The sequence below is a fragment of the Arthrobacter sp. 05T410 genome (assembly GCF_056396505.1).
In genome coordinates, this window is the sequence record NZ_JBFTLP010000003.1 from 22,485 (window position 1) to 47,942 (window position 25,458).

General features: G+C 69.3%; 21 protein-coding genes. 11 read left to right on the plus strand and 10 right to left on the minus strand.

Annotated elements, in window-relative coordinates:
• Positions 1–32: 32 nt before the first annotated feature.
• From AC1DFR_RS04765 to AC1DFR_RS04780, 4 genes are all read right to left on the minus strand, one after another.
• A complete protein-coding gene (locus tag AC1DFR_RS04765) occupies positions 33–1,943 on the minus strand; it encodes an ABC transporter ATP-binding protein (RefSeq protein ID WP_476872840.1) in 1,911 nt (636 codons plus the stop codon).
• A complete protein-coding gene (locus tag AC1DFR_RS04770) occupies positions 1,940–3,763 on the minus strand; it encodes an ABC transporter ATP-binding protein (protein WP_476872841.1) in 1,824 nt (607 codons plus the stop codon). The genes AC1DFR_RS04765 and AC1DFR_RS04770 overlap by 4 nt, the downstream gene beginning before the upstream one ends.
• Before the next feature lie 347 nt (positions 3,764–4,110).
• The gene (locus AC1DFR_RS04775; RefSeq protein WP_476872842.1) at positions 4,111–5,058 is read right to left on the minus strand and encodes a metallophosphoesterase; all 948 of its coding nucleotides are present in this window, start codon (positions 5,056–5,058) and stop codon (positions 4,111–4,113) included.
• A 3-nt stretch (positions 5,059–5,061) separates the two neighbouring features.
• Complete coding sequence (locus AC1DFR_RS04780) at positions 5,062–7,353, minus strand: transglycosylase domain-containing protein (RefSeq protein ID WP_476855514.1); 2,292 nt, start codon at positions 7,351–7,353, stop codon at positions 5,062–5,064.
• Positions 7,354–7,390: 37 nt separating this feature from the next.
• Here AC1DFR_RS04780 and AC1DFR_RS04785 point away from each other — a divergent pair, with 37 nt between their 5' ends.
• Genes AC1DFR_RS04785 through AC1DFR_RS04795 form a run of 3 tightly spaced genes read left to right on the plus strand, consistent with a single transcriptional unit; the run spans position 7,391 to position 9,067 of the window.
• Positions 7,391–7,546, plus strand: a complete 156-nt coding sequence (locus AC1DFR_RS04785; protein WP_003797879.1) for a DUF4177 domain-containing protein — start codon at positions 7,391–7,393, stop codon at positions 7,544–7,546.
• A gap of 2 nt (positions 7,547–7,548) precedes the next feature.
• A complete protein-coding gene (locus tag AC1DFR_RS04790) occupies positions 7,549–8,139 on the plus strand; it encodes a RidA family protein (RefSeq protein ID WP_476872843.1) in 591 nt (196 codons plus the stop codon).
• A 16-nt stretch (positions 8,140–8,155) separates the two neighbouring features.
• Complete coding sequence (locus tag AC1DFR_RS04795; RefSeq protein ID WP_476855516.1) at positions 8,156–9,067, plus strand: NUDIX hydrolase; 912 nt, start codon at positions 8,156–8,158, stop codon at positions 9,065–9,067.
• Positions 9,068–9,525: 458 nt separating this feature from the next.
• Here the strand turns inward: AC1DFR_RS04795 and AC1DFR_RS04800 are convergent, their stop codons facing one another.
• Positions 9,526–10,203, minus strand: a complete 678-nt coding sequence (locus AC1DFR_RS04800; protein WP_011693220.1) for a Crp/Fnr family transcriptional regulator — start codon at positions 10,201–10,203, stop codon at positions 9,526–9,528.
• A gap of 215 nt (positions 10,204–10,418) precedes the next feature.
• Here AC1DFR_RS04800 and AC1DFR_RS04805 point away from each other — a divergent pair, with 215 nt between their 5' ends.
• Positions 10,419–11,603, plus strand: a complete 1,185-nt coding sequence (locus AC1DFR_RS04805) for a MarP family serine protease (protein ID WP_476850249.1) — start codon at positions 10,419–10,421, stop codon at positions 11,601–11,603.
• 51 nt (positions 11,604–11,654) lie between these two features.
• On the opposite strand, the gene AC1DFR_RS04810 is transcribed toward AC1DFR_RS04805, so the two are convergent.
• The 3 genes from AC1DFR_RS04810 to acs form a co-directional block, all read right to left on the minus strand.
• Positions 11,655–12,833 (minus strand): DUF2332 domain-containing protein, encoded by a 1,179-nt coding sequence (locus AC1DFR_RS04810; RefSeq protein WP_476872844.1) that lies wholly within the window; start codon positions 12,831–12,833, stop codon positions 11,655–11,657.
• 2 nt (positions 12,834–12,835) lie between these two features.
• The gene (gene aroQ, locus AC1DFR_RS04815; RefSeq protein ID WP_230009056.1) at positions 12,836–13,312 is read right to left on the minus strand and encodes a type II 3-dehydroquinate dehydratase; all 477 of its coding nucleotides are present in this window, start codon (positions 13,310–13,312) and stop codon (positions 12,836–12,838) included.
• A 202-nt stretch (positions 13,313–13,514) separates the two neighbouring features.
• Positions 13,515–15,545, minus strand: coding sequence for an acetate--CoA ligase (gene acs / locus AC1DFR_RS04820; protein ID WP_476872845.1), 2,031 nt, complete (start codon positions 15,543–15,545; stop codon positions 13,515–13,517).
• Between the two features lie 431 nt (positions 15,546–15,976).
• On the opposite strand from acs, the gene AC1DFR_RS04825 reads away from it, so the two are divergent.
• The 3 genes from AC1DFR_RS04825 (at position 15,977) to AC1DFR_RS04835 (ending at position 18,993) form a co-directional block, all read left to right on the plus strand.
• On the plus strand, positions 15,977–17,449 hold the full coding sequence (locus tag AC1DFR_RS04825) for a hypothetical protein (RefSeq protein WP_476872846.1): 1,473 nt from the start codon (positions 15,977–15,979) through the stop codon (positions 17,447–17,449).
• 96 nt (positions 17,450–17,545) lie between these two features.
• The gene (gene nth, locus AC1DFR_RS04830) at positions 17,546–18,316 is read left to right on the plus strand and encodes an endonuclease III (protein ID WP_230008030.1); all 771 of its coding nucleotides are present in this window, start codon (positions 17,546–17,548) and stop codon (positions 18,314–18,316) included.
• The gene (locus tag AC1DFR_RS04835; protein ID WP_230008029.1) at positions 18,313–18,993 is read left to right on the plus strand and encodes an NUDIX hydrolase; all 681 of its coding nucleotides are present in this window, start codon (positions 18,313–18,315) and stop codon (positions 18,991–18,993) included. The genes nth and AC1DFR_RS04835 overlap by 4 nt, the downstream gene beginning before the upstream one ends.
• A gap of 85 nt (positions 18,994–19,078) precedes the next feature.
• Here AC1DFR_RS04835 and AC1DFR_RS04840 read toward each other — a convergent pair whose 3' ends face one another.
• Positions 19,079–19,402, minus strand: a complete 324-nt coding sequence (locus AC1DFR_RS04840; RefSeq protein ID WP_308288883.1) for a YegP family protein — start codon at positions 19,400–19,402, stop codon at positions 19,079–19,081.
• Positions 19,403–19,482: 80 nt separating this feature from the next.
• Positions 19,483–21,225 (minus strand): bifunctional 3'-5' exonuclease/DNA polymerase, encoded by a 1,743-nt coding sequence (locus AC1DFR_RS04845; protein ID WP_476872250.1) that lies wholly within the window; start codon positions 21,223–21,225, stop codon positions 19,483–19,485.
• A gap of 134 nt (positions 21,226–21,359) precedes the next feature.
• Between AC1DFR_RS04845 and ssd the strand changes: the two genes are divergently transcribed.
• From ssd to AC1DFR_RS04865, 4 genes are all read left to right on the plus strand, one after another.
• Complete coding sequence (gene ssd, locus AC1DFR_RS04850) at positions 21,360–22,469, plus strand: septum site-determining protein Ssd (RefSeq protein WP_476872251.1); 1,110 nt, start codon at positions 21,360–21,362, stop codon at positions 22,467–22,469.
• On the plus strand, positions 22,466–23,806 hold the full coding sequence (locus AC1DFR_RS04855; RefSeq protein WP_476872252.1) for a TadA family conjugal transfer-associated ATPase: 1,341 nt from the start codon (positions 22,466–22,468) through the stop codon (positions 23,804–23,806). Before ssd ends, AC1DFR_RS04855 begins: the two co-directional genes overlap by 4 nt.
• A gap of 161 nt (positions 23,807–23,967) precedes the next feature.
• Positions 23,968–24,702: a hypothetical protein gene (locus tag AC1DFR_RS04860; protein WP_476855524.1), complete on the plus strand. Its 735-nt coding sequence runs from the start codon at positions 23,968–23,970 to the stop codon at positions 24,700–24,702.
• 16 nt (positions 24,703–24,718) lie between these two features.
• Positions 24,719–25,330, plus strand: coding sequence for a type II secretion system F family protein (locus AC1DFR_RS04865; protein ID WP_476855525.1), 612 nt, complete (start codon positions 24,719–24,721; stop codon positions 25,328–25,330).
• Positions 25,331–25,458 lie beyond the last annotated feature (128 nt).

Here is a 25,458-nt window from a genome sequence, read left to right on the forward strand (position 1 = left end):
CCCGGACGCCGACCGGTCCCGGCAGGCGCTGTTCAGACCAGCGAGTCTTTCCAGGCGCCGTGGAGCCGGGCGAAGGCGCCGCCGTCGCCGATCAGCTGCTCCGGGGTGCCGTCCTCCACGACCCGTCCGTCGTGCACCACCAGCACCCGGTCCGCCGTCTCCACGGTGGAGAGCCGGTGGGCAATGATCAGCGCTGTCCGCCCGGGACCGGGGGCCGAGTCCGGGCCGGGGGCCGAGTCTGCAACGGGCTGTCCGCCGCCCGCCTGTCCATCGGACGGCCGCTGGCCGGCCTCCCGTGTCCCGCGCAGGAGCCCCGCGAGGCCCTGCTGGACCATGCGCTCCGACGGGATGTCCAGCGAGGACGTTGCCTCGTCCAGGATCAGCACGGCCGGGCGGGCCAGAAACGCGCGGGCGAAGCTGATCAGCTGGCGCTGCCCGGCGGAGACGCGGCCGCCGCGCTTGTTGACGTCGGTGTCGTAGCCGTCCGGCAGTTCCATGATGAAGGCGTGCGCCCCCACCGCCCGGGCCGCGTCCTCGATCTCCGCACGCGAGGCTTCGGGCCGGCCCAGGGCGATGTTGTCCGCCACGGAGCCGCTGAACAGGAAGGCCTCCTGGGTGACCATGACGACGTTCCGGCGCAGGTCCTCGGTGCTGAGCTGGCGCAGGTCCACGCCGTCGAGGGTCAGCGACCCGGCGGAGACGTCGTAGAAGCGGGCAATCAGCTTCGCGAGGGTGGATTTGCCGGCGCCGGTCTGCCCGACGAGCGCGACCGTCTGCCCGGCGGGGATGTGCAGGTCCAGCCTCGGGACGACCACCGGGCCGTCGCCGTAGCGGAATTCGACGCCGTTGAAATCGATGCTGCCCCGCGCGTCGTACAGGGCCGCGGGTGTTTTCGGCGGTCTGACAGTGGGGACCTCCTCGAGCAGGCCCGAGACCTTTTCCAGGGCCGCCTGGGCGCTTTGGAAGGAGTTGTAGAACATGGCCATCTGGTCCACCGGCTGGAAGAAGCGCTTGGCGGACAGGATCAGGGCCAGGAGCACGCCGACCTCCAGGTCGCCGCTGAGGACCCGGAAGCCGCCGGTGAGCAGCACGAGGGCCACGCACACGTTCCCGATCAGCACCAGCCCCGGCTGGAAGATGCCGTTGAGGTTGATGGAGCGGACGGTCGCGCGGCGGTAGTCCTCCGACAGTTCGGAGTAGCCCGCGGCATTCTCGCGTTCCTTCCGGAAGGCCTTCACGGCGCGGATCCCGGTCATGGTCTCCACGAAGTGCACGATCAGCCGGGCCGAGACCACCCGGGATTCGCGGAAGGCGATCTGGGAGTGCTTCTGGTACCAGCGGGCCAGGAAATACATCGGCACGCCGGCGGCCAGCACCAGCACGCCGCTGCGCCAGTCCAAGGCGAACACCGTCACGGCGGTAAACGCCATGAACAGCATTCCCGAGGCCAGCGAGCTCACGCCGGAATCCAGGAGTTCGCGCAGGGCCTCCAGGTCCGAGGTCTGCCGGGCGATGATGCGCCCCGAGGTGTATTTCTCGTGGAATTCCAGGCTCAGCCGCTGCGTGTGGCGGAAGACCCGGACGCGGAGGTCCAGCAGCATCGCCTGGCTGAGCCGCGCCGTCGAGGTCACGTACAGGGCGGTCAGGCCGGCGGCCACGACGGCCGCGGCAAGGTAGGCGGCGCCGGTCAGCACCAGGGGCAGGTTGTCGCCGGCGCGCACGGCGGGCAGGGCGTGGTCGATGCCGAAGGCGATCAGGGCCGGCCCGGCCACGCGGGCGGCCTGGGACAGCACGACGGCGCCGATCGTCAGCCAGAACCGGGCCCGGACGGGGCGGATCAGGGAGCCCAGGAGGGTCAGGGAGCGTCGCCGGACGGCCTTGCTTTCGTTCCTGCTGAGGTGCGCGTTGTCCTCATTGGCGGTGCCGAACGTTGCGCTGCTCATCGGGAAATCTCCTCGGACTGGTCCTCGAGGGCGGACAATTCTGAATCCAGGTCCCGCGGTTCCGGGTCCAGGCTGGCGATCACGTAGCGGTAATGGCTGTTCTTGGCGAGCAGTTCCGCATGGGTTCCGACGGCGGCGATCCGGCCGTCCTCGAGCAGGGCCACCCGGTCGGCCAGCGCCACCGTGGAAGGCCTGTGGGCCACGATCAGCGTGGTGGTGTCCGCGAGGACCTTGCGCAGCCGGGCCTCGACGAGGACTTCGGTGTTCACATCCAGCGCCGAGAGCGGGTCGTCCAGGACCAGCACCGCCGGTTTCGCGGCGATGGCCCGGGCCAGGGCGATGCGCTGGCGCTGGCCGCCGGAGAGGCTGAGGCCCTCCTCGCCGATCAGGGTATCGACCCCGTCCGGCAGGGAATAGGCGAAGTGGGCCTGGGCGACGTCGAGGGCTTCCTCCAGGGCCGCGTCGCGGCCCTCCGCCGATCCGGCGTCGGGCGCGCCGAGCAGGACGTTGTCCCGGACGGAGCTGGAGAACAGCGTGGTGTCCTCGAACGCCACGGAGACCACGGTGCGCAGGTCCTCCACCGCGAACTCGCGCAGGTCCACTCCGTCGATGGTGATGGCACCGCCGGTGACGTCGTAGAGGCGGGGGACCAGCTGGAGCAGGGCGCTCTTACCGCCGCCCGTGATGCCCACGAGGGCCATGGTTTCGCCGGGGCGGATGTCCAGGGTGATGTTCTTGAGGATCGGCTTGTCCGGGGCGTCCTCGAACGCGAACGAGGCATTGCGGAAGCTGAGGGCACCCTTGAGGCCGGCCGGGCGGCGGGGCCGGTCCGGGCTGGTGATCGTGTTCTGCGCGTCCATGACCTCGAAGTGCCGGTCCACCGCGGACTTCGCGGTGAGGGCCATCGCCAGCAGCATGCCGCAGAACTCGACCGGCGCGGCGACCACGGCGGCGGTGGCGAAGAAGGCCACCAGGGACCCGATGGAGAGCTGGTCCGTGGAGGCCAGCAGGATGCCGACGACGAGGCCGGCGCCGAGCGCGAGTTCGGGCAGGAGCGTCACCACCAGGCTGAACGTGGCCAGGTGCTTGGCCTTGGCGATCTCGGTCTGCCGGAGTTCCTCGGCCTGTTCGTTGAAGTTCTCCAGGGCCTCCCGGCTGCGGCCGAAGGCCTTCAGGACGCGGATGCCGTGCACGGATTCCTCGACCGTGGTGGCGAGGTCCCCGGCCTGGTCCTGGCTGCGCCGGGCCACCTTGCTGAAGCGGGTGCGGAAGCGGAATCCGTAGATCATGATCGGCACGGCGGCGGCCAGGAAGATCAGGGCCAGCTGCCAGCTCATGGCAAACATCACCGCGACGCCGATCACCACGGTGAGCGTCGTGACCACCATCATGATGGCGCCGAAGGCCATCCAGCGGCGCAGGAAGTTCAGGTCCGTCATGGCCCGGGACAGCAGCTGACCGGAGCCCCAGCGGTCATGGAAGGAAACTGTGAGGTCCTGCAGATGCCCGTAGAGCGAGACCCGCATCCGGGTCTCGACGGTGGTGGCGGGATTGATGACGAACTGCCGGCGCAGGGCCACGAGGCCCGCCTCGGCGATGCCCAGGACCAGGATGAGGAGCGAGGCAGTCCAGACGGCTTCCGCGCTGCCGCCGGGGGTCAGGGACTCGTTGACCAGCACGCGCAGCACCTGCGGGATGGCCAGTGCCATGACGCTGGCCAGCAGCGCGCAGAGCAGGCCCATGACCAGCCGGGGCAGGATTGGCCTGACGTGCGGGTAGAGACGGCTGATGGAGGTGAAGAATGAGCTCTGCTTGGCCATGCCTGCTTCTTAAGACGCCCGTGCATAGATCGCACCGTTGAATGTAGTTTCCTGTAGCAACTACCCTAGGCCATCGGGTGACCGGATTCACACGTTGTTCAGCGCTCCCAGCATCTCGCCCAGTCATTGCGATCCGCAATAGGTGCGGGCGGCGGGTGACCGCGGGACATGTCCGGTGGTGCCGCGCCCGGTGGGACCTGTCCAGTGGTGGCCGCAGCGGGTGGGCATTGTGGGCCTATACCCAGTGCCCGCGACCAGGGGAGGGCATGTCCCGTGGGCTCGGGCGCCAGGGGAGGGCATGTCCACCGGCCAGGCCGGAGGGCGGGCAGCACTGGCCGCGGCCAGGCCTAGGCGCGGGAGGTCAGCGTGAGCAGAACGGCTTCGGGCCGGCAGGCAATGCGGACAGGGGCGAAGCGGGACGTGCCGATGCCGCCCGAGACGTTCACCGGCGTCGTCCTCCCGTTGCTCTCCCAGGTGTGCAGCCCCCGGGCCCGCCAGGTGGGCAGGTCGCAGTTGGTGACCAGGGCCCCGTAGCCCGGGACGCAGATCTGGCCGCCGTGGGTATGGCCGGCCAGGAGGAGGTGGGCGCCGGCTTCGGTGAAGTGGTCGAGGACGCGCTGATAGGGTGCGTGCGCGACGGCGATGCGCAGGTGCGGGTCGGCGTCCCGGCCCTTGGTCCCGCGCGGCCAGCCCGCGTACCGTTCGAGGCGCAGGTGCGGATCGTCAACGCCGGAGAAATCGAAGCGCATGCCCTTGAGCACCACCGACTGGCAGCGGTTGGTCAGGTCCACCCAGCCGGACATGCCGAACTCGGCACGCAGCCGGGGCCAGTCGAGCCTTTCCGGGTGCTTGCGCTCGCCCGAGGGCCCGAGCAAATATGACGCCGGGTTCTTCAGGCTCGGGCCGAAGTAGTCGTTCGAGCCGGGGACAAACACGCCGGGAAATTCCAGCAGGGGCCGCAGGGCCGCTACGAGGGGGTCCACGCCCTTGGCATGGCTGAGGTTGTCGCCCGTGTTCACCACGAGGTCCGGCTGCAATTGCGCCAGGGAGGACAGCCACTGCGCCTTCCGGTGCTGGCCCGGAACGAAGTGGATATCGGACAGGTGCAGTATCCGGAACGGGCCGAACCCGGCCGGCAGGATGGGGAGGGTTTCCTCCCTGATCACAAACTGGTTCTTCTCCCACAGCCCGTAGCCGGTAGCGGCCGCCCCCGCCGCCGTCCCGATCGCGGCGGTCACGGCAAAGCCGCGTCCGATGCTTCGAACGCGGCTCGCCAGGTCATTGCCCAGGGTCATCGGCTACTTCTTGCCGGAGGACTTCGTGGGTGCCGGTGTCGGGTCGGCGGACGGTTGCGTGGCCGGCTCGGTGCTCTTGGCGGTCGGAATGGAGGTCCGCGGCGTTGAGATCGGGTCCGGGACCGGGGCCGGGGAGTACAGCATGTCCGACGGCGGGGCCGGGAACGGATCGGTGCCGTAGGCCGGTGCCACCTGGGCCATGTAGTTCGAGAACTGCGGCCCGGCGATCATGTAACCGTCGATGCCCTTGTAGAAGTTGCCGTTGATCGTGACGTTCTGCCCGGCGCGCTGCTGGTTGCCCAGGGGATCGCCAAACCACGTGGCCGTCGCCAGGCCGCTGGTGTAGCCCGCCACCCAGGTGGAGCTGTTGTTGTCGTTGGTGCCGGTCTTCGCCGCGATGGGGAACGTGGTCCGGGTCGAAATCCGGGGCTGGATCAGCGAGCCCGAGCCGCGGTTGAGCACTTCCTGCATGGCGTACGCGACGCCGTGGGCCACCTCGGGCTTGATCGCGTCCCGGCAGTTGGGTGACTGGGCCGGCAGCTGCGCGCCGGTCGCGTCCGTCACCGACTCGATGGCCATCGGTTCGCAGTACTTGCCGTTGTTGGCGAAGGTGGCGAATGCGCTGGCCATGGTCAGCGGCGCCGTCTGGCGGGCGCCGATCAGGCTGCTCAACCGGGTCATCGGAACCTTGGGGTTGGGATCGTCGCCGTTCGGGCTCGGCAGGCCTTCGTGGATACCGACGGCATCCACGATCTTCTGGATCCCGCAGAGGTCCACCTGGGCGGCAGAGGCGAACGTGATGGTGTTGATGGAGTTCGCCAGGCCGTCAAGGACCGACATGTACTTGTAATGGTTCTCGTCCGCGTTCTGCAGGTCGTGGGTGCCGGCCGTGTCGTCGTACGAGTCGGTCGTCGGTGTGGGGCAGGTGTTCTTCCACGGGAAGCCGGGCGGGTATCGCCGCACGGCGCCGTTGAGCTGGGTGCTCATCGACTTGCCCTCGTTGAGCCACTCCGCGAACGTGAACGGCTTCATCGTGGATCCGGGCTGGAAGCCGCCGAGGCCGTTGAGGTCATTGCCCTTGGCATCCTGCACGTCCACGTTGAAGTTCTGGGTCTGGTCGAACTTGCCGTCGGCCGGGAACCAGACGGTGTTCTGGGCCATGGAGACGATCTTGCCCGAACCAGGCTGCACGGACACCAGCGAGGCGCCCCACTTGTCCGGGTTCGCGCCGGCCGACCCGTCCACCTGGGCCTGGGCCACGGCCTGGGCCTTCGGGTCCAGCGTGGTCTTGATGGTCAGGCCGCCGCGGAAGATCTTCCGCTCACGCTCGGCAGCGTCGGCCCCGTACGCCGGATTGTTCAGGAGCAGGTGGAGCACGTAGTCGCAGAAGTACGGCGCCGTCTGCGAATACGCACAGCCCTGGCGGGGCTGGGTGACCTTGGTCTGCACCGGCGTCGCCACCGCGGCATCGTAGTCGGCCTGCTTGATCTTGCCCTGCGTCAGCATCGCGTGGAGCACGAGGTCGCGGCGGACCTTGGCGTTCTCCGGATTGGTGATCGGGTCGTAGTAGGAGGGGCTGTTCACGACGCCGGCCAGCAGGGCCGCCTGCGGCAGGGTCAGGTCCTTGGCCGTGGTGCTGAAGAAGAACTTGGACGCGGCCTCGATGCCGTAGGCGTCCCGGTTGAAGAACACGATGTTCAGGTAGCCCTCGAGGATCTGCTCCTTGGTGAACTTCTTCTCCAGCGCGATGGCCAGCTTCATTTCACGGAGCTTGTCCCCGACGCCCTTGTTGACGCCGTTGAGCAGGACCTCGTCGCCCTTGCCTTCGGCCTCCAGCGAGGAGTTGATAACGTTGTTGACGTACTGCTGCGTGATCGTGGACGCGCCCTGCTTGTTGCCGCGGGCGGTGCTCACGAGCGCGCGCAGGATGCCGGTGGTGTCCACACCGCCGTGCTCATAGAAGCGGCTGTCCTCGATGGCGATAATCGCGTCCTTGATGTGCGGTGACATCTGGTCCAGCGAAACACGGGTGCGGTTTTCCGCGTAGAGGTTCGCGATCGGGCTGCCGTCGGACGCCAGGATCGTGGTCGACTGGCTCGGCGGATCGACCTTCAGCTCAGCGGGGAGCGTGTCAAAAAACTGGATCGAACCGCTCGCCGCACTGCCCGAGACGGCCGCCGCGGGGACCAGGAGGCCCGCCACCAGGACACCGCAAATAGCGCTCACGCCCAGGAAAAGAAAGATCTTTCCGAGGGTGGTGGCCGTGTCGAATAAAGGGTTCTTGCCAGTCGCCATGTTTTCCACTTTACCGGCAACGACTAGGCTTTATGTCATGACCAAATGGGAGTACGCCACGATTCCGCTCATTATTCACGCCACAAAGCAGATCCTGGACCAGTGGGGCGACGACGGCTGGGAGCTCGTCCAGGTTGTTCCGGGACCCGATGGAAACGGCCTGGTTGCCTACCTGAAGCGGGAGAAGCAGTAGCCATGAACACCCCCTCAGAAGCCGTTCCGGCCACGCCGGCGGGCGCGGAAAACATCTCCGAAAACACGGCCGGCGCAGCGAGCCACACGGCCGGCGCGGGCGCGTCGTCCGCCGTCGAACAGCGCCTCGCGGAGCTGGGCCTGACGCTCCCCGACGTCGCCGCTCCGGTCGCGGCGTATGTTCCGGCCGTGATTTCCGGCAACCACGTCTACACCTCCGGGCAGTTGCCGTTCATCAACGGCAAGCTCGAGGCCACCGGAAAGGTTTCCACCGGTTCGGCGGGCGCCTCCGACGAATCCACGGTGTCCCCGGAGGACGCGAAGGCCTACGCTGCCGTCTGCGCCGTCAACGCCCTGGCCGCCGTCAAGAGTGTGATCGGCGACCTCGACCGCATCACGCGGATCGTCAAGGTTGTCGGATTTGTATCCTCCGACCCTTCCTTCACCGGCCAGCCCGGTGTCATCAACGGCGCCTCGGAGCTGCTGGGCCAGGTCCTCGGCGACGCCGGCCAGCACGCACGTTCCGCCGTCGGCGTATCCGTTCTGCCGCTCGACTCGCCCGTCGAAGTCGAACTGATCGCTGAATTCGCCTAGTAGACCGGTTACTTCGTTGCCTCAGTTAGAACGCCGCCTGTTCGTCCTGCCCCCGGATCTTGAGGGAGCAGCCCGCAGCTGGATTGAACACGGTGAGCGGACGCCCCGCGCGCCCCGTTTGGCCTCCTCCGTGATCCTGCTGCGGGATTCGCCCACGGGCCTGGAGACCTGGCTCGGCTACCGCACGGGGTCCTCCCCGCTCGGTGTCCTCGCCTTCCCCGGCGGATCGCTGGAATCCACCGACGACGACGCCGTCGGCTGGCTGGGCCCCTCACCCCAGCACTGGGCCGAGCAGATGGGGACGTCCGACGTCGGGCTGGCGCGCCGACACGTCGTCGGTGCCATCCGTGAACTGTTTGAGGAGACCGGCATCCTGCTGGCCGGCCCCGACCTGTCCACCACGGTGGAGCTGACCTCCAGCGCCGACTGGATGCGCGCCCGCGAAGCCGTGGCCGAGCAGGAGAAATCCTTCACCGACCTGCTCGCCAAACGCGGGCTCTCGCTGCGCACTGACCTGCTCAAACCCCTGGTGAACTGGCTCAGCCCCGACTTCGCGCACCGCCGGTTCAATACCCGCTACTTTGCCGCCACCGTGCCCGTGAACCAGCAGCCCTCGCTGCTAGCCAGCAAGGGCGTCTGGGGCCGCTGGGTGTGCGTCCGGAAAGTCGTGAGCGAGCGGGACAGCACCGTGCTGGGTGACGAGGTAGGGCAGGAGAACACCGTCGGCCGGACCCTGGGCGAACTCCTGGTCCCTGGCTCGGAGATCATGCTTGAGAAGATGGCCAAGGCCAACGGCTGCATCGCCTACCTCAGCTACAAGCGCAAGGCCCACGTGTACCAGCCGAAGCTGGTCGAGGAAGACGGCCGGCTCATGCTTGAAGTCGAAGCAGCCAAAACGATCGCCGGCGAACCGCAGCGGGAACGCTAGGCCCGGGGAGCGCCGACGCCACGGAAGGCTGACCCCATGCGGGCAGCCTGTTAGGGCTTGGCTTGGGCGGGGGCCGGGCGATTCCCGGGACATGCCCCGCCCTGCTCCTGAGCGCTGGACATGTTCCTTCGTGCCGCGTGCCGGCCCGGGACATGCCCCGCCCTGCTCCTGAGCACTGGACTTGTCCCTTCGTGCCGCGTGCCGGCCCGGGACATGCCCTCCGGTGGACCTGACAGGTGGACATAGTGGCATTATGTCCAGTCGTTGCAGCCGGGGCGGGACATGTCCCTTCGTGCTGCCTGCCGGCCCGGGGACATGCTCCGCCCCGATCCGCACCAGTGGACATGTCCCGCGGACAACCAGCCCGAAACCGCCACCGCGGATTAACGGCAGAAGATTAACGGCAGAAGGCCGGTCCCGTTTCCGGGGCCGGCCTTCGTGGTTGCTGCTGGGGATCCCTAGCGGGAACGCTGGCGCAGGCGCTGCATGTCAAGGATGACGACGGCGCGCGCTTCCAGGCGCAGCCAGCCGCGCTGCACGAATTCTGCGAGGGCCTTGTTGACCGTTTCACGGGAGGCGCCAACCAGCTGGGCGAGCTCCTCCTGCGTCAGTTCGTGGGCGACCAGGACGCCGTCGGTCGCCGGGCGGCCGAAGCGGTCGGCCAGATCCAGCAGCGCCTTGGCCACACGGCCCGGCACGTCGGAGAAGACGAGGTCGGAAAGGGAATCGTTGGTGCGGCGCAGGCGGCGTGCCAAGGCCTGCAGCAGCTGGGCCGAGACCTCGGGGCGGGTGCGCAGCAGCGCGTTGAGGCTCTCGTTCTTCAGACCGGCAAGACGCGTCTCGGAAACGGCAGTTGCCGTGGCCGTGCGCGGGCTGGGGTCGAACAGCGCCATTTCGCCGAAAAGTTCGCCCGGGCCGAGGATGGCCAGCAGTGATTCGCGGCCGTCCGGCGACGTGCGGCCGAGCTTCACCTTGCCGGAGACGATGAAGTAAAGCTGGTCACCCTGGTCGCCTTCCCGGAATACCGAGGCACCGCGTGAAAGGTCCACCTCGGTAAGTTCGTCCGTCAGCAGACGGAACGCCTCGTCGTCGAGCGTGGCGAAAAGGGGTGCGCGGCGCAATACCTCGATATCCATGAAATCTCCTGACTAGCTGTGTCGGCTGGGGCGCTTCAGCCATTCTTTCAGAATTTTGGAGCTTCTGTGACGTAGTTGGCACGGAAACGCCCGAAGGGGCCGAAAGCGAACGGCTCGGGAAGTCCGCGCAGATCCCTGTGCAGGCTGGCGGCCGGTCGGCAAACGTTCAGCTTACACCGGTAGAATCGTCGCTGAACTGTCTGTGAGGAGCCCCGGTGTTTGGCTTGACCATTTTGGACCTGCTGTTGGTTGTGGCGCTCTTGTCCTACCTGATCCACGGTCTTCGCAACGGCTTCCTTGTGACGCTCGGAGGCATCGCGGGATTCGCGGCAGGCGCCGTCGCCGCCTTCGTCTCCGTGCCCATCGTCAGCGGCCTCGTGGAGGACAGCGGCTGGCGCCTGACGGCGATCGTCGCCACGGCGGTCCTTCTGATGATCGTGGGCAACGGCCTCGGCACCATGATCGGGCGGCGAATCCGCAGCGTGGTCCCGTTCAGCCCCCTGCGGGCGGCGGACCGCCTCGTGGGCGGGGGCGTGAACGTGGTGGTGTCCGCCCTTGTGATGTCGATGCTGGCGTTCAGCATCGGGGCCCTGGGTGTGCCGTTCGTGTCCCAGCAGCTCGCGGAATCCAAAGTCATCAGGTTCATCGACGGCGTGACGCCGATGCCGGTCAAGGCATCAATGGCGCAGCTACGTTCCGCCGTGATCGGCGAGGGAATCCCCACGCTGCTGGACGGCTTCGGCCAGAGCCAGCCCGTTGCCGTTCCGGACACCAGCACGGACACGCCGGCGCTGAACAAGGCCGCCGCGTCCGTGCTCAAGATCGCCGGAACCGCCTACCAGTGCGGTCAGAACCAGACGGGAACAGGCTTCGTCGTCGCCCCCGGGCGCGTGGTGACCAACGCCCATGTGGTCGCCGGGGTCGACGAACCGGTGGTGGAAACGCCCGGTGGCCGGGCACTGCCTGGGCGCGTCGTGTACTTTGACTCCCAGCACGACCTCGCCGTCGTGGCCGTTGACGGTCTGCGCTCGGAACCCCTGGCGCTGGCCGCCGACCTGCCGTCCGGCAGCGCCGCGGCCTTTGCCGGCTATCCGCACGGCGGGCCTTTCCAGTCCAAACCGGCCACGGTGCAGGACATCGCCACCGTGCTGGTCCCGGACATCTATGGCAAGAATGCGTCGCCCGAGGACGTCTACCGGCTGGCCGGCGACGTGCAGCCGGGCAACTCCGGGGGTCCGCTCCTGACCATGGACGGGCAGGTGGCTGGGGTGGTTTTTGCCAAGGCCACAACCGAGTCCTCGCTCGGATTTGCGATCACCATGAATGACTTGAGCCCCGTGGCGGCTCAGGCGCCGGGTCTGGGCAGTGCCGTTTCGTCCGGACAGTGCATCAAGAAATAACCGGACGGCCACGCAGGCCCTAGCCACAGCCAGGCCGGAGCCGCACGCAGGCTAGAGCCACTCCAGGCTCTGCCCGTGCGGGCCCGTGATGGCTGCCGGCTGGCCGTCCTGCAGCAGCAGGAACCGGCCGCGGAGCCGGGCGTCATCCATTTCCGGGACCACACTGGACCCGTCTGCCTGCACCACCACCATGTGGCCTTCATTAGAGAGCCAGTGGCAGCCCCGCTCCGCGGCAAGATCCGCCATGGTGCGCCGGAACCGGGAGCGGCCGCCGGCATCCAGGTACGCCATGACGGCGCTGTGGAATACCACCAGGGCGGCGTCGGCCGGGGCGCGGCCGGCGAGTTCCACAAGTTGTTCGTTGAGGTCGCCGGCCACCAGCAGCGGCGGCCGTTCCCTGGCAATGGCGATCGCCTGGCGCAGCCGTTCAAGCCGGAACTCCTGCTCCGGCCAGACGAGGGCTTCGAGCCAGGCGACGTCGGCCGGGTCGCGCACGTCCAGGGGGTTGAGGTCGATCCCGGCACGCCATGCCACCCGGGGAATTTCCGTCGGCAGCGGCACCGGGCCCGAGGTGAGGCAGCGCAGGACCGGAAACGTGCCAGGCTGGGCGCCATCCGGAACCAGCCGCGTCGTCCTTGCTTCCGCCGCCGGGTCCCCCGCCGACTCATCCGGTGCCCCCGCCCCGGTGTCGACAAACTCGTAACCGTAGCGGTCAGGGAACAGTGCCAGCCCCGCCGAGGCGCCCACCTCGATGAGGGCCAGCGGCCGGCCCTCTGTCGCGGATATCTGCGCGAGTGAGGGCAGCAGGGTGGCGCAGCGGCCGGCCTCGTTCGTCTGCGTGGACCGGGACAGCACGATTTCCGAGACCGCGTCCCAGTGATGGTCCAGGAACCTCCGGAAATCGCGGTAAGGGCTGATCTGCGCGCCGAGGAACCGGGCCGCGGCGAGGATCAGCAGCGGCTGGCGCTTGTCGTGCGGCCACTGATCAATCCGCCGAATCACCTCGGCGTCCCCGGCGATCCCCACGGACCACGCGGCATAGCAGGGGGAGGAACCGGGGGCATCGACCGTGCCGAAGTGCCGGTACCACTGCGCTGTGTCCGTAGCCGTAGCCGTAGCCGTAGCCGTAGCCGCGTCCGGAGCTGTGTCCGAGGCGGTGCCCGTGGCAGCGTCCGGAGCTGCGGACGGTTCCCCGGATGCTTCCGCCGCCGCGGGTTCGGCGGGGGACATGCTCAGTCCCCGGCCGCGTGCAGCCCGGCGAGGTATTCCACCGCGAAGCGGTAGCCCAGGATCCCGGCGCCGGCGATCACGGCCTTGCTGATGTCCGAAAGGTAGGAATGGTGCCGGAAAGGCTCGCGGGCGTGAACATTGGTGATGTGCACCTCGACCGTCGGCAGGGCAACAGCGGAAATGGCGTCCCGGATGGCCACGGACGTGTGCGTGTAGGCGCCGGCGTTGAGCACGATTCCCACCGCCTTCCCGCGGGCGGCGTGGATGGCGTCCACGAGGGCCCCTTCATGGTTGGACTGGAAGCACTCGACGTCCAGGCCGTGCGCGGCACCGGCGTCTTTGGCGAGCTGTTCGACGTCGGCCAGCGTCGCCGTCCCGTATTTCTCGGGCTCGCGGGTGCCAAGCAGGTTCAAATTGGGTCCGTTGAGAACCAGGATGGTGCCGCGGCCGGCAACGGTGGCGGAGGTGGCTTCAGTCATGTCTGCAAATCTATCGCGCCGCGGCCCGCGCGCGCCGTTCGTTACTGCCGCATTCTTCGCTGCTGCGGATGTTCCCGCCGCGGCCGCGTCGACAGACAGGACCAACGACGACGGCGGCGCGGCCCACCACGGTGGGCGGCGCCGCCGCCGGACAAACAGGCGAGCCAAACACAGCCGACGAACCCTTATGGGAACGAACCGGCTATTTCTTCAGCGACTGGGCGATCTGGGCCATGACGGTGTTGTCTGCCAGGGTGGTCGCGTCGCCGACTTCGCGGCCTTCGGCGACGTCCTTGAGCAGGCGGCGCATGATCTTGCCGGAGCGGGTTTTGGGCAGTTCCGGGACCACGAGGATGGTTTTGGGTTTGGCGATCGGGCCGATTTCCTTGCCCACGTGGTTGCGGAGTTCCTGGACGATCGCGTCGCCGGTGTCCGTGGCGTCGGCGCGGAGGATCACGAAGGCGACGACGGCCTGGCCGGTGGTCTCGTCCGCGGCGCCGACGACGGCGGCTTCGGCCACCGCGGGGTGGGACACGAGTGCGGACTCGATTTCGGCGGTGGAGAGGCGGTGGCCGGAGATGTTCATGACGTCATCCACACGGCCCAGCAGCCAGATATCGCCGTCCTCGTCCTTCTTGGCGCCGTCGCCGGCGAAGTACATGGTCGCGAAGCGGGACCAGTACGTTTCCTTGAACCGCTCCGGGTCGCCCCAGATCCCGCGCAGCATGGCGGGCCACGGTTCGCGGATTACGAGGAAGCCGCCGTGGCCGTTGGGTACGGATTCGCCGAGTTCGTCCACGACGTCCACGGCGATGCCCGGCAGCGGGACCTGGGCCGAGCCGGGCTTGGTGGCCGTGACGCCGGGCAGCGGGGCGATCATCTGCGCCCCGGTCTCGGTCTGCCACCAGGTGTCCACGATCGGTGCGGGGTTTTCCTTCCGCTCGCCGTTCTTGCCGGCGTTGCCGCCGATGACCTCGCGGTACCACATCCAGGCCTCGGGGTTGATGGGTTCGCCGACGGAACCGAGGACCCGGATCGAGGAGAGGTCGGACTTGGCCGGGATGTCCTTGCCCCACTTCATGAAGGTGCGGATCGCGGTGGGGGCGGTGTAGAGGATGGAGACCTTGTACTTCTCCACGATTTCCCACCAGCGGCCCTGGTGCGGGGAATCCGGCGTGCCCTCATACATGACCTGGGTGGCGCCGTTGATGAGCGGGGCGTAGGCGACGTAGGAGTGCCCGGTGATCCAGCCGACGTCGGCGGTGCACCAGTAGACGTCGGTCTCCGGGTGGAGGTCGAAGACCGCCTTGTGCGTGTAGGCGCCCTGGGTGAGGTAGCCGCCGGTGCTGTGCAGGATGCCCTTGGGCTTGCCCGTCGTGCCGGAGGTGTAGAGGATGAAGAGCGGGTGTTCGGAGTCGTGCCCGACGGCGGTGTGTGTGGGGGACGCGGCGCCGACGGTGTCCGCCCACCAGTGGTCCCGGCCCTCGTGCCAGTCCACGGCCTGGCCGTTGCGCTTGACCACCACGACGTTCTGCACGGTGTGTCCGGTGCCGTCTCCCTCGTGGGACAACGCTTCGTCGACGGCCGGCTTCAGCGCGCTGGGCTTGCCGCGGCGGTAGGTGCCGTCGGCCGTGACCACGAGCTTGGCCTCGGCGTCGTCGATCCGGGAGCGCAGGGCTTCGGCGGAGAAGCCGCCGAAGACCACGGAGTGGATCGCGCCGATCCGGGCGCAGGCCAGCAGGGTGATGACGGCCTCGGGGATCATGGGCAGGTACACGGCGACGCGGTCGCCCTTGGCCACGCCGAGGGACTCGAACGCGTTCGCGGCCTTCTTCACCTCCTCGGTCAGCTGCGCGTAGGTGTAGGTGCGGGTATCTCCCGGCTCACCCTCGAAGTAGATCGCCACCCGGTCCCCGTTGCCGGCCTCGACGTGCCGGTCCAGGGCGTTGTAGGCGGCGTTGACCTCGCCACCGACGAACCACTTCGCGAATGGCGGGTCGGACCAGTCCAGCGCCTGGGTGAAGTCCTTGGACCAGCTCAGCAGCTCCCGGGCCTGCTTCGCCCAGAAGGCGGGACGGTCGGCGTCGGCCTCTGCGTAATCGGCGGCGGTGACCACTGCATTCGCGGCGAACTCGGCGGACGGCGCGAAACGGCGGTTCTCCTGGGACAGGTTTTCGAACGCATCGCCCTGGGGCGTCTGAGTGGCCGTGGAGCCGGGTGTCTGCTGGGACATGGTGAACCTCATCATTCATCGATCCGGGCTGCGCGGCCGTGCTCGCCACCGTCGCGCCGGGCCGCATGCGCGACGTCGGGCGGCGGCAGACGGCGGCAGTGCCGCTAGCGCTGTCTGGAATCAACACTAATACTTGGGTCCGACCAAACGTGCGCCCCGTCACAAACAGCACCGTGAGCGGTGTTCGTTAAGCGCCGAGTGGTCTGTCCCCGGCGCCGGACGGCGGGCCGGGGCAAGCGTCCGGGATTCGGAAATCTGGGGAATTCTGCTGCGTCCGCCCACGGCTTGTCAGCTAGTGATCGGCCATTCACTTGGCTAGGCTGAGATGAAGTTGTGACATCCGATGGAGGCGACAGGACCGCTGGCGGTCCTGTCCTTGCCTGCCGTTAGACGGCGCTGTCCAGGGCGCCGCCATGCTAAGGAGATACGGAATGAACGAGCAAGACAACGGGCAGCTCCGGGCGCCCGCCCAGAACCAGGGTGGAACGGCGCAGCCGGGGCCCGCCGGGTTCGGGGATGCGCCACGCTTCACGGTGGACAAAAAGATCGGGAAGAAGAACGAAGCCGTCCTCGGCCCGTTCACCATCCGTGACCTCACCGTTTTCGGCTCCACGCTGCTTCTTTTCATCGCCTCACTGATTCCGATGTTTGCCTTCGCCTACAACCTCTGGAACCTGGGCAGCCTCTTCTTCCTGGGCCTGGGCATCGTGCTGCCCCTCATTGTCACCGCGTTGTTTGTGGCCCGCCGCCTCAGCCCGTCGACCAGGATCCGGATCGGATCCCTGTCGATCGACCAGTTCGCGTCCGTTGTAGCGTCCTTCACGCTGGCCTTCTTTTTCCTCGCCGCCGCCGGGGCGTTCGTGCCGAGCATGCTGATCGCGCTCCTGGGCGCTTTGGGGCTCTTCGCCGCCACGGTGCTGGGCCGCTGGATCCCGTTCTTTGCCGGCGACTTCCTGGGCCGGGAGGACGCGCCTGCCCACGTGGTTGCCCGCGAAGCTGTTGTCCCGGTGCGAAAGCCCCGCGCACCGAAGGCGCCGAAGCAACCGAAGCAACCGAAGCAACCCAAATTGACCAAGGACGCTGCGGGTGCAGGCGCAGCCGGGGCGGGCGCCTCTCTGGCGGCCGCATCCGGCCAGGTTGCGTCCGGCGCGGCCGCTTCCGGCCGGGTTGCGTCCGGCCAAGCCGCTTCCGGGGAGGCCGCGGGCTGGGCCAAGCGTCCGGCCACCGGCAGCCAGACGGCCACGCCGGCGGCAACCACACCTGCCGGGGCATCTTCGGCGGGTGCGGCGTCCGCCGCGGCCCCCAGCGCTGCGGCCCCCGGCGCACCGGAGACCCAGATCTCGGGCGTGGTGCCAGCCGCCGGCGCGGCTGCCCCGGCATCTACGGATTCATCGGCGGCCCCGACGCAGGCCCCGGCTCCGGAGTCTGCTTCGTCCGCCGCGGACAAGACCCGGACCGCGGGCGTCCCTGCTGCAGCCGGTGCCGCCGCCGCTGGTGCCGCTGGTGCGGCTGCACAGACCGCTCCCGCCGCGGAACAGACCCAGGCCGGGGAACAGACCCAGGCCGCCGGCGTGCCGGCCGCCACCGGCGGCAGTGCCCCCACTACGGTCAACCCCCAGGTCCGGCCGCAGGAACAGGCCCGGCCGCAGGAACCCATCGGCGCGACCGTTGATCCCGCCAGCCGGCCCGCGGAGGATGATGTCCACCCCGTGCACGAGGCCTTCTGGTTCGCCGTCGCGCAGCCCCGCACCGCCGTCGATGTGCGCACCGGTGCCCCGGCGTTCGTCATTGAACCCGGCGGCTGGGTCCTTGCCCTGGAGGACCGCGGCAACGAGTTCCTGGTCCAGCACACCGACGGCCGGCTCGGCGTTTTGCGGGACCTCAGCAACATCGAACGCGGTTAGTCCGCCGCCGTGACCACGGAATCCGGCAGCTCGGAACCCGGCACCCCGATCCCGGGGAGCGCCAAGCCGGGTGCGCCGCGGGCGTCGGGGGAGTCAATGCTGGCGCTCAAGCGCCGCGCGCGCCGGATCAACCGGGAACTCGCGGAGCAGTACCCCTACGCCCACGCGGAGCTGGACTTCCGCACGCCGTTCGAGCTCGTGATAGCCACGGTGCTGTCCGCGCAGACCACGGACGTGCTGGTCAACCAGATCACGCCCCTGCTGTTCGCGCGCTACCCGGATGCGCGGCGGATGGCGGAGGCGGATCCGGCCGAGCTGGAGGCCATCATCAAGCCCACCGGCTTCTTTCGCGCCAAGGCCAGAAATCTCCTGGCGCTGTGCACCCGGCTGGTGGACGAGTACGACGGCGAGGTGCCGGGCCGGCTCGCGGACCTGGTGACGCTGCCCGGCGTCGGGCGGAAAACCGCGAACGTCGTGCTGGGCAATGCCTTCGGCATCCCGGGCATCACGGTGGACACCCACTTCGGCCGGCTGGCCCGGCGCTTTGGCTGGACCGAGTCGGATGATCCGGTCCGGATCGAGTCGGACGTCGCTGAGCTGTTCGAGCCGAAGGACTGGACCATGCTCTCGCACCGCGTCGTCTTTCACGGCCGCCGCGTCTGCCATTCCCGGAAGCCGGCGTGCGGCGCCTGCGCGGTGGCCAATTGGTGCCCCAGCTACGGCATGGGGGAAACCGACCCGGAGAAGTCAAAGAAATTGCTGAAGTACGAACTCGCCCCGGGCCAGGAGCAACTGCTGGCCCGGCTGCTGGCCGAGACTCACCGCGCCGCGGAAATCCGGATGGAATCGCAGAGGAAACAGCCGTGACCGCGCGCCAGGACCTCGTCGAGCTCGTTGCCGCGGTGGAGGCGGGCACGGCGCCGGCCCCGGATCCGCGCTGGCGGGAACTCGCCGTCGAACCCGGCGAGCGGGTCCGTAGGGCGGCGGTGCTGATGCTCTTTGGTGCGCTCGACAACGTCCCCGCTGTGTCCGAGAAGTTGCTGGCTCCGGCCGATTTGGACGTGCTGCTGCTGCAGCGGGCCCAAACGCTGGAGGACCATCCCGGGCAGGTGGCGTTTCCCGGCGGCGGCATCGATCCGGGTGAGTCCGTGGTGGACGCGGCCCTCCGCGAGGCGGAGGAGGAGACTGGCCTGAACCCTGCGGGGGTGGACGTACTCGGCGTGATGCCTGAACTGGCCCTGCCCCGGGGCAATTTCCTGGTGACGCCGGTCCTGGCCTGGTGGGCTGCCCAGTCGCCGGTCCGGGTGGTTGACTACGGTGAATCCGCGCAGGTGTTCCGGGTCCCGGTCAGGGACCTGCTGGACCCGGACAACAGGGTGATGGCCACGGTCAGCCGGGCCGGCCAGACATTCCAGAGCCCAGCCTTCACCGTCAACGGCGTCGTGGTCTGGGGTTTTACCGGGATGATCCTGAACCAGCTTTTTGAACAGCTGGGCTGGGCCGTGCCGTGGGACCGCGCGCGGCTCTACGGGATTGATGTGTGAAGGCCGCACGGCGCCGGCCTGCCGGCCGGTCCGCTGGCTGTCAGCCGCCGGGCTGCCTGCCGGGCAGCAACGGGGTTGCAGCCATCTAGCCGGCAGCCACCGGGCTGCCTGCCAGGGGAGCCATCGCCCGTCCTCCCGACCTGCTGGAGGCGACCCGCCGGTGAGCGCCGGAATGATCCACAACCAGGCCGGTCGCGGCGTTCTCGCGCACGGCGTTGATGCCCGCCGCCGCGCTCTTGATGGAGCTGAAGAGCGGGGACACGGCCACTACCGTGCCATCCGCCGCCGTCAACCTGAAGAAATAAGCCTTGTCGCCAGCTTGCGCGATCTCAAAAATGCCAGCCAAACCTGTGCCTCCCCAATATCCTTGCGTCGTTGCAATAGCCGGCGGATCGTACGGGAAATTCACCGGCCTTTCCGAGGGTAGCCCGGTGACGGAGCGCACACAACGCTACCGACGGGTACGTTACAGGCGGTGACTTCGGTCACTCATTTGGCATTGTCGTACGAATCGACGACGGCCACGCTGACCGGAAATTCGACCGGAATGCGGCCGAACAAGAGCTCCTTCGCGGCATTTGCGGAGTCCTCGATCGCCTTGATGCAATCCCCGACGGCGGATTCGGGACAGTGGACCATCACCTCGTCGTGGAGGAAGAACACCAGTTCGCCGGCGGCTGCGCCGTCCGACCGTATGGCGCGAAGCCTCCGTCGCAGTTCCGCGAGCCAGCATGCCGCCCAGTCAGCGGCCGAGCCCTGGACCACAAAGTTCCGGGTGAAGCGGCCGCGCGAGCGTGCGATCGAGTCCGCCCGGCGCTGCTCTTCCGCGGTGGTGGAGTGCTGGCTCTGCAGCCAGCGCTCCGACGGCGGCGGGCTGCTCCGGCCCAGGCGCGAAGTCACGGTCCTGCCGGCTTCGCCGTCGCGGGCAGCCTGCTCGACGAAGCCCACGGCGCGGGGGTAGGTGCGGGCCAGCTGGGGCATCAGCCGGCCGGACTCGCCCGTGGTCGCCCCGTAGATTGCTCCAAGGAGGGCCACCTTCGCCTTCGCCCGGTCGCCGCCGAAGCCTTGGGCGGCAATGCCGGCGTAGAGGTCCTTGTCCCGGGCGGCTTCGGCCATTTTGGAATCCTGGGCCAGCGCCACGAGCACGCGCGGCTCCAGCTGCGAGGCGTCGGCAACGATCAGTTTGTGGCCGGGATCGGCGTGGACCGCGCCGCGGACCTGGCGCGGGATTTGCAGCGCCCCGCCGCCCCGCGACGCCCACCGGCCCGAGACCACGCCGCCCACCACGTACTCAGGCTGGAACCTGCCGTCCTTCACCCAGGTATCAAGCCACGCCCAGCCGTTGGCCGCGTGGAGACGGGCCAGTTTCTTGTAGGCCAGCAGCGGCACGATCACGGGGTGGCTGGATTCTTTCAGCTCCCATTGGCGGGTGGTTTTAACTTCGATGCCGTTGCGGTGCAGGGCGCGCATGAGCTCCTGCGGCGAGTCCGGGTTCAGCGCGGGCGACTTCAGCAGCAGCCTCAGTTCGGCCGTGAGCGATTCGAGTTTGGCCGGACGCTGACCGGGAGCCGGGCGGGGTCCGAGGTGTTCTGCGAGAATCTGCTCGTGGAGTTCCTCCCGCCACGGGACGCCGGTGTGCTGCATTTCGGCGGCGATCATGGCTCCGGCGGATTCCGCCGCGAGCAGCAGCTGGAGCCGTTGGCGCCGGCCGGCGTCAGGGACGACGACCGTGCCGGAGGCCGTTCCGGGCGCAGGTCCCGCCTGGCGAAGGGCCTCCTGCTGCGCGGCGTACTCGGCGCGGAGAGCCTCAATGGATTGGCCGGGACGCCGGCCGGAGGCCGGGGCATCAAACAAGGCCCCTTGTTCCGGCGGCGGGGCAGGAGGCTGCAGCCCCCGCGGGGGCTGGTTCAGCTCGTCGTCCTGGGTCAGCTTCTCCGCCGCCTGCGCGTAGCCGGTGTGGGCGGTGAACTCCGAGTGGGCCAGGATCGAACCGCACAAGGTGAGGTCGTAGCAGCGCTCGAGTTCCACCCCGGCGCGCAGCAACGCGGGATACCAGTCCTGCGTACGGTGCCAGATCCAGCGCGGGTGCCGCTCCTCAAACTCGCGCACAATTCCGGCGAGGTCGCCGGCCCTGACCACACGGGGTTCCGGATTGGAGGGTTCGGGGGCGCCATCGGCCGTGAGCTGCTGCAGTGCCGCGCCGTCGGCGTGGGCAGCGAGCAGCAGATACATAGGATCAATTCTGCCCTGCTCCGGGACGTGGTCTGTGCTCGGTCCCCGGCCGCGGTGCAGGAAAGACGCCGGACTTGTCCACATAGCCCACGACGGCGGTTCCGCTGCGGTCCCGGCCCGGGCACAGTGGCAGCATGAACAGGCACCAGGACCGTGGCCCAGGCTCACCGCCACCGCGGGCGCATGAGCCCTGGACCCCCGGGGATTCCGCGGAAATCCTGCTCGTAACCGGCGCCGATGTGCTGCGCAGCGAGGTGGAACGCATCGTCGCAGCAGCCGGGGGCCAGCTGCGGACGGTGCAGGACGTTGCCGAGGCCGCGCCGTTCTGGGACGCCGCGGCCGCCGTGCTGGTGGGCAGCGACATCCGCGGGTTGCCGCCCCGGCGGAGGACCCCTGCCGTGATGCTCGGCCTCGAAGGTGACGGAGAAGGGTTATGGCATCTGGCCGCCGCCGTCGGGGCCGAACGCGTCGCGGTGTTGCCGGACGCGGCCGCCTGGCTGGCGGAATACCTGAGCCGGTCCCGCGCCCCGGAAGCCGGCGGCCTGGTGCTGGGTCTCACCGGCGGCTGCGGCGGTGCCGGGGCCACGACCGCCGCCATCTGGATCGCGCAGGCCGCCGCCGGGGCCGGGATCCGGGTGCTGCTGATCGACGGCGACCCCCGGGGCGGAGGCCTGGAACTTGCGCTGGCCGCCGAGGAAACCCACGGGCTCCGCTGGCCGGATCTGGCCGGGGTGAGCGGCAGTATCGACCCCGCCCAGCTGGAGGAGTCGCTGCCGGTCGCCGGCGGATTCTCCTTCCTGTCGTGGCCGGGAACCCGTGACAAAGCCGCCGGGGTGGACGCGACCACCGTGGCCGCGGTTCTTGACGCCGCACGCCGCGGCTGCGAATTGGTGGTGCTGGATATCGGCCGGGAACGGGAGGCCCTGCGGGCCTTCGCCGGCGAATGCGACCGGATCATCGTCGTGGCGCCCGCCCGGCTGCGGGCCGCCGTCGCCACGGCCTGGCTGCTGCAGGAGCTTCCACCCGTGGACACCGCGCTCGTGGTCCGGGCCAGTCGCGGCGCCGCTTTGGATGCGCCGCTGATCGCCGGCTCCGTGGGGCTTGTCCTTCAGGGCATCATGCCGGACATCAAGGATCTGGCCGGGGCAACGGAACTCGGCCGCCTTCTCGAAACCGGCCGGCAGCGCGCCGTCCGCCGGTTCGCGGCCGGACTCCTTGAGCTGAACGGCGGAGACGGCTCATGAGTGCCCACGCGGCCGTAGAACCGGCCGGACCGGAACGTCCGGCCCGGCGGGCACCGGGCCGCCGCCGCTCGCAGGGATTTCTCGACCAGACGCTGCTGGAGTCCGTGCGCGAGTCCGTCATGGCCGATGCCTCCCCGGTGACCCCCTCAAGGGTGGCGGCTGCGGTCCAGGCGAGCGGGCGGCTGCTCGGCACGGCCGGCGCCCTGGCCGCAGTGGAGAGCATCAGCGCGGAATTGAACGGCCTGGGCCCCCTGCAACCGCTCACCCGTGATCCCGCCGTGACAGACATCTTTGTCAACGGGCCGGACTCGGTCTGGTTGGACCGCGGCCGCGGTCTGGAAAAGGCGCCGGTCGTCTTTTCCGGGGAACCGCAGATCCGGGCCCTCGCCGCGAGGCTGGTGGCAGCCGGTGGCCGCCGCCTGGACGACGGTTCGCCGTGCGTCGATGTCCGGCTCGACGGCGGCTACCGGGTGCACGCGGTGCTGCCGCCCATTTCCACGGCCGGGACCCTCCTGAGCGTGCGGATCCGCCGGGCCACGGTCTTCTCCATGCCCGAGCTGAAGCGCGCCGGCATGTTCGGGGCCGGGACGCCCGGGAGCCTGGTCCAGTCCGTGCTCGAACGCATGGTGGCGGCCAGGCTGAGCTTCCTCATCAGCGGGGCCACCGGTTCGGGGAAAACCACGTTACTGGCGACACTGCTGGGATTGTGCCACCCGGGGGAGAGACTCGTCCTGATTGAGGACGCCGCAGAACTGAATCCCGTCCACCCGCACGTCGTCTCGCTGGAATCCCGGCACGGAAACCTGGAAGGCGGTGGCGCCGTCGACTTGGGCGAACTGGTCCGCCAGGCCCTCAGGATGCGGCCGGACCGGCTGGTGGTGGGCGAATGCCGCGGCGCCGAGGTCCGCGAGCTGCTCTCGGCGATGAACACCGGACACACCGGAGGCGGCGGGACCATCCACGCCAATGAGGCGGCGGCTGTGCCTGCCCGGCTGGCGGCCCTCGGCGCGCTCGCCGGCATGGGCCAGGACGCGGTACGGCTGCAGGTCGCCAGCGCGATCGACGTCGTCGTGCACGTCGAGCGGACCGAATCGGGCCGCCAGGTGGCGAGCGTTGGAATCATGGAGGTCCTAGACTCGGGCCTCGTTGTCGCCGCCGCACTGGAGATCCAACAGGGCGAGCTCCGCTTCGGCGGAGCCTGGCCGCTGCTGGCGCGCCGTCTCGGCCTGGATCCCGGGTTGGCCGGGGCGGACCCCTCCGAACTGCAGGCGGCGCTGCCGGCAGGACGGCCGCCGGGTTCCGGCCGCGAATCCCTCCAGCCCTGGACGCAGCGATGACCGTCTTACTCATCGTCGTTTTGGTCCTGGCCGTGTGGCTGGCATTTCCCACCCCGCGCGCGGCCGGCCATCGTACCCGCAGGGCCTTGCACGCCGCGGGCACGCGAGCTCCCGCGGCCTACGGGTCCCCGGGATCCCGCCCAGGACGGGCCGTCGGGGGCATGACCCGTTGGCGCGGCAGGGGAGCCGCCGATGCCGGGCCCGTCCCCATGACAGTCCTGGTCCAGCAGTTGGCCGCGCTGCTGAAGGGAGGGCGCATCCCCGCCCGGCTGTGGGATGAACTGTGGGCCCTGTACGGCGGTGACACCGCGCGGGACGGGCCGGCGGCCCAGGCCGCAGTTCACAGCGCCGGCCAGCCCCGCACCGCAAACGGCGCCGGCACGGTCCTCGGCCCGGAGTCCCGCAGGATCCTCGCAGCCGCGCGTGCCGCCGCCCGGCGCGGGTCTTCCGTGGCCGCGGCCATCCGCCGCGAGGTCTCCGCGGTCACTGCCGGTGCGGGCGCCGTCGTCACGGTCACCACGGGTGCCGTCGGCAACCGGGCCCGCCGCGACGTGCGTGTGTGGGGCGAGCTCGCCGCATGCTTTGACACCGCTGAAGCCAGCGGTTGCCCCCTGGCCGATGTCCTGGCGCGCTTTGCCGCCCACCTTGAAACGGAGGACGACGCCGAGGCAGCGCGGCAGACGGCCTTGGCGGGCCCCCGCGCGACCGTTCGTCTGCTGACCTGGCTGCCCCTGTCGGGCCTGGGTCTCGGCCTGCTGCTCGGCGTGGACCCGGTGGCGACACTGCTGGGAACTCCCTGGGGCCTCGCGGCGTTGGCCGCAGGCGTGGCGCTGACCGCCGTCGGCCGGTTGTGGTCCGCAAGGCTCGTCCGCGCCGCGGCGGAAGCACCAACGTGACTCCGCGGTGGTCGCCGTGAGGCCCGAACTTGCCGGATTCGTGATGGCAGCGAGCCTTGCCGGGGCAGCCGCAGTCGTCCTCGCCCGCCCGGGCCGTGTCCGCCGGCGGCTCCGGCGCCAGCTTCGGGCCCCTGCTGGCGGGGCCGCCCGGCGCCCGACGGTCCACGACGCCGGCCGGCACGGACGTCACGGCCTCCCGGGCCTGCGGGACACCGCCATGATGCTGGAACTGATCGGCGCCATGCTGGATGCGGGAGCCGGACTTGGCCGGTCCCTCGACCTCGTGGCCGCCCTCATGCCACCGGAACTCGGGCGGCAGCTTCGGCCGGTTGTGTCAGCCCTCGCAATCGGTGCGGACTGGGGCACGGCATGGCGCAGCTCCGGTGCCCGGGCGCCCCAACTTCAGGCCCTGCGCGACGCTCTTTCCTTCGCCGCGCTTACCGGCGCCCCCTCCTCAGCGCTCCTCTATGCCCAGGCGGCCCGGCTCCGCCGTGAACGCAACAGGGCCGCCGAGCAGCGCGCGGCCACGCTCGGGGTGAAGCTCGTGGTGCCGCTGGGCCTGTGCTCCCTGCCGGCTTTCGTCTGCCTCGGCGTCGTGCCCGTGCTGCTGGGGCTGCTGCGGGCGTGATGCCGGCAGCCCGGGGATCACCCCGGGCCCAAGGTTTATTCAAGTTGCTGGGGGATACCTTTGGGGCAGGCACCGTCGGAGTATGAGCGGTCTCGTGCGTCGGCTTCTCACAGCACCTCCTTGGCGCC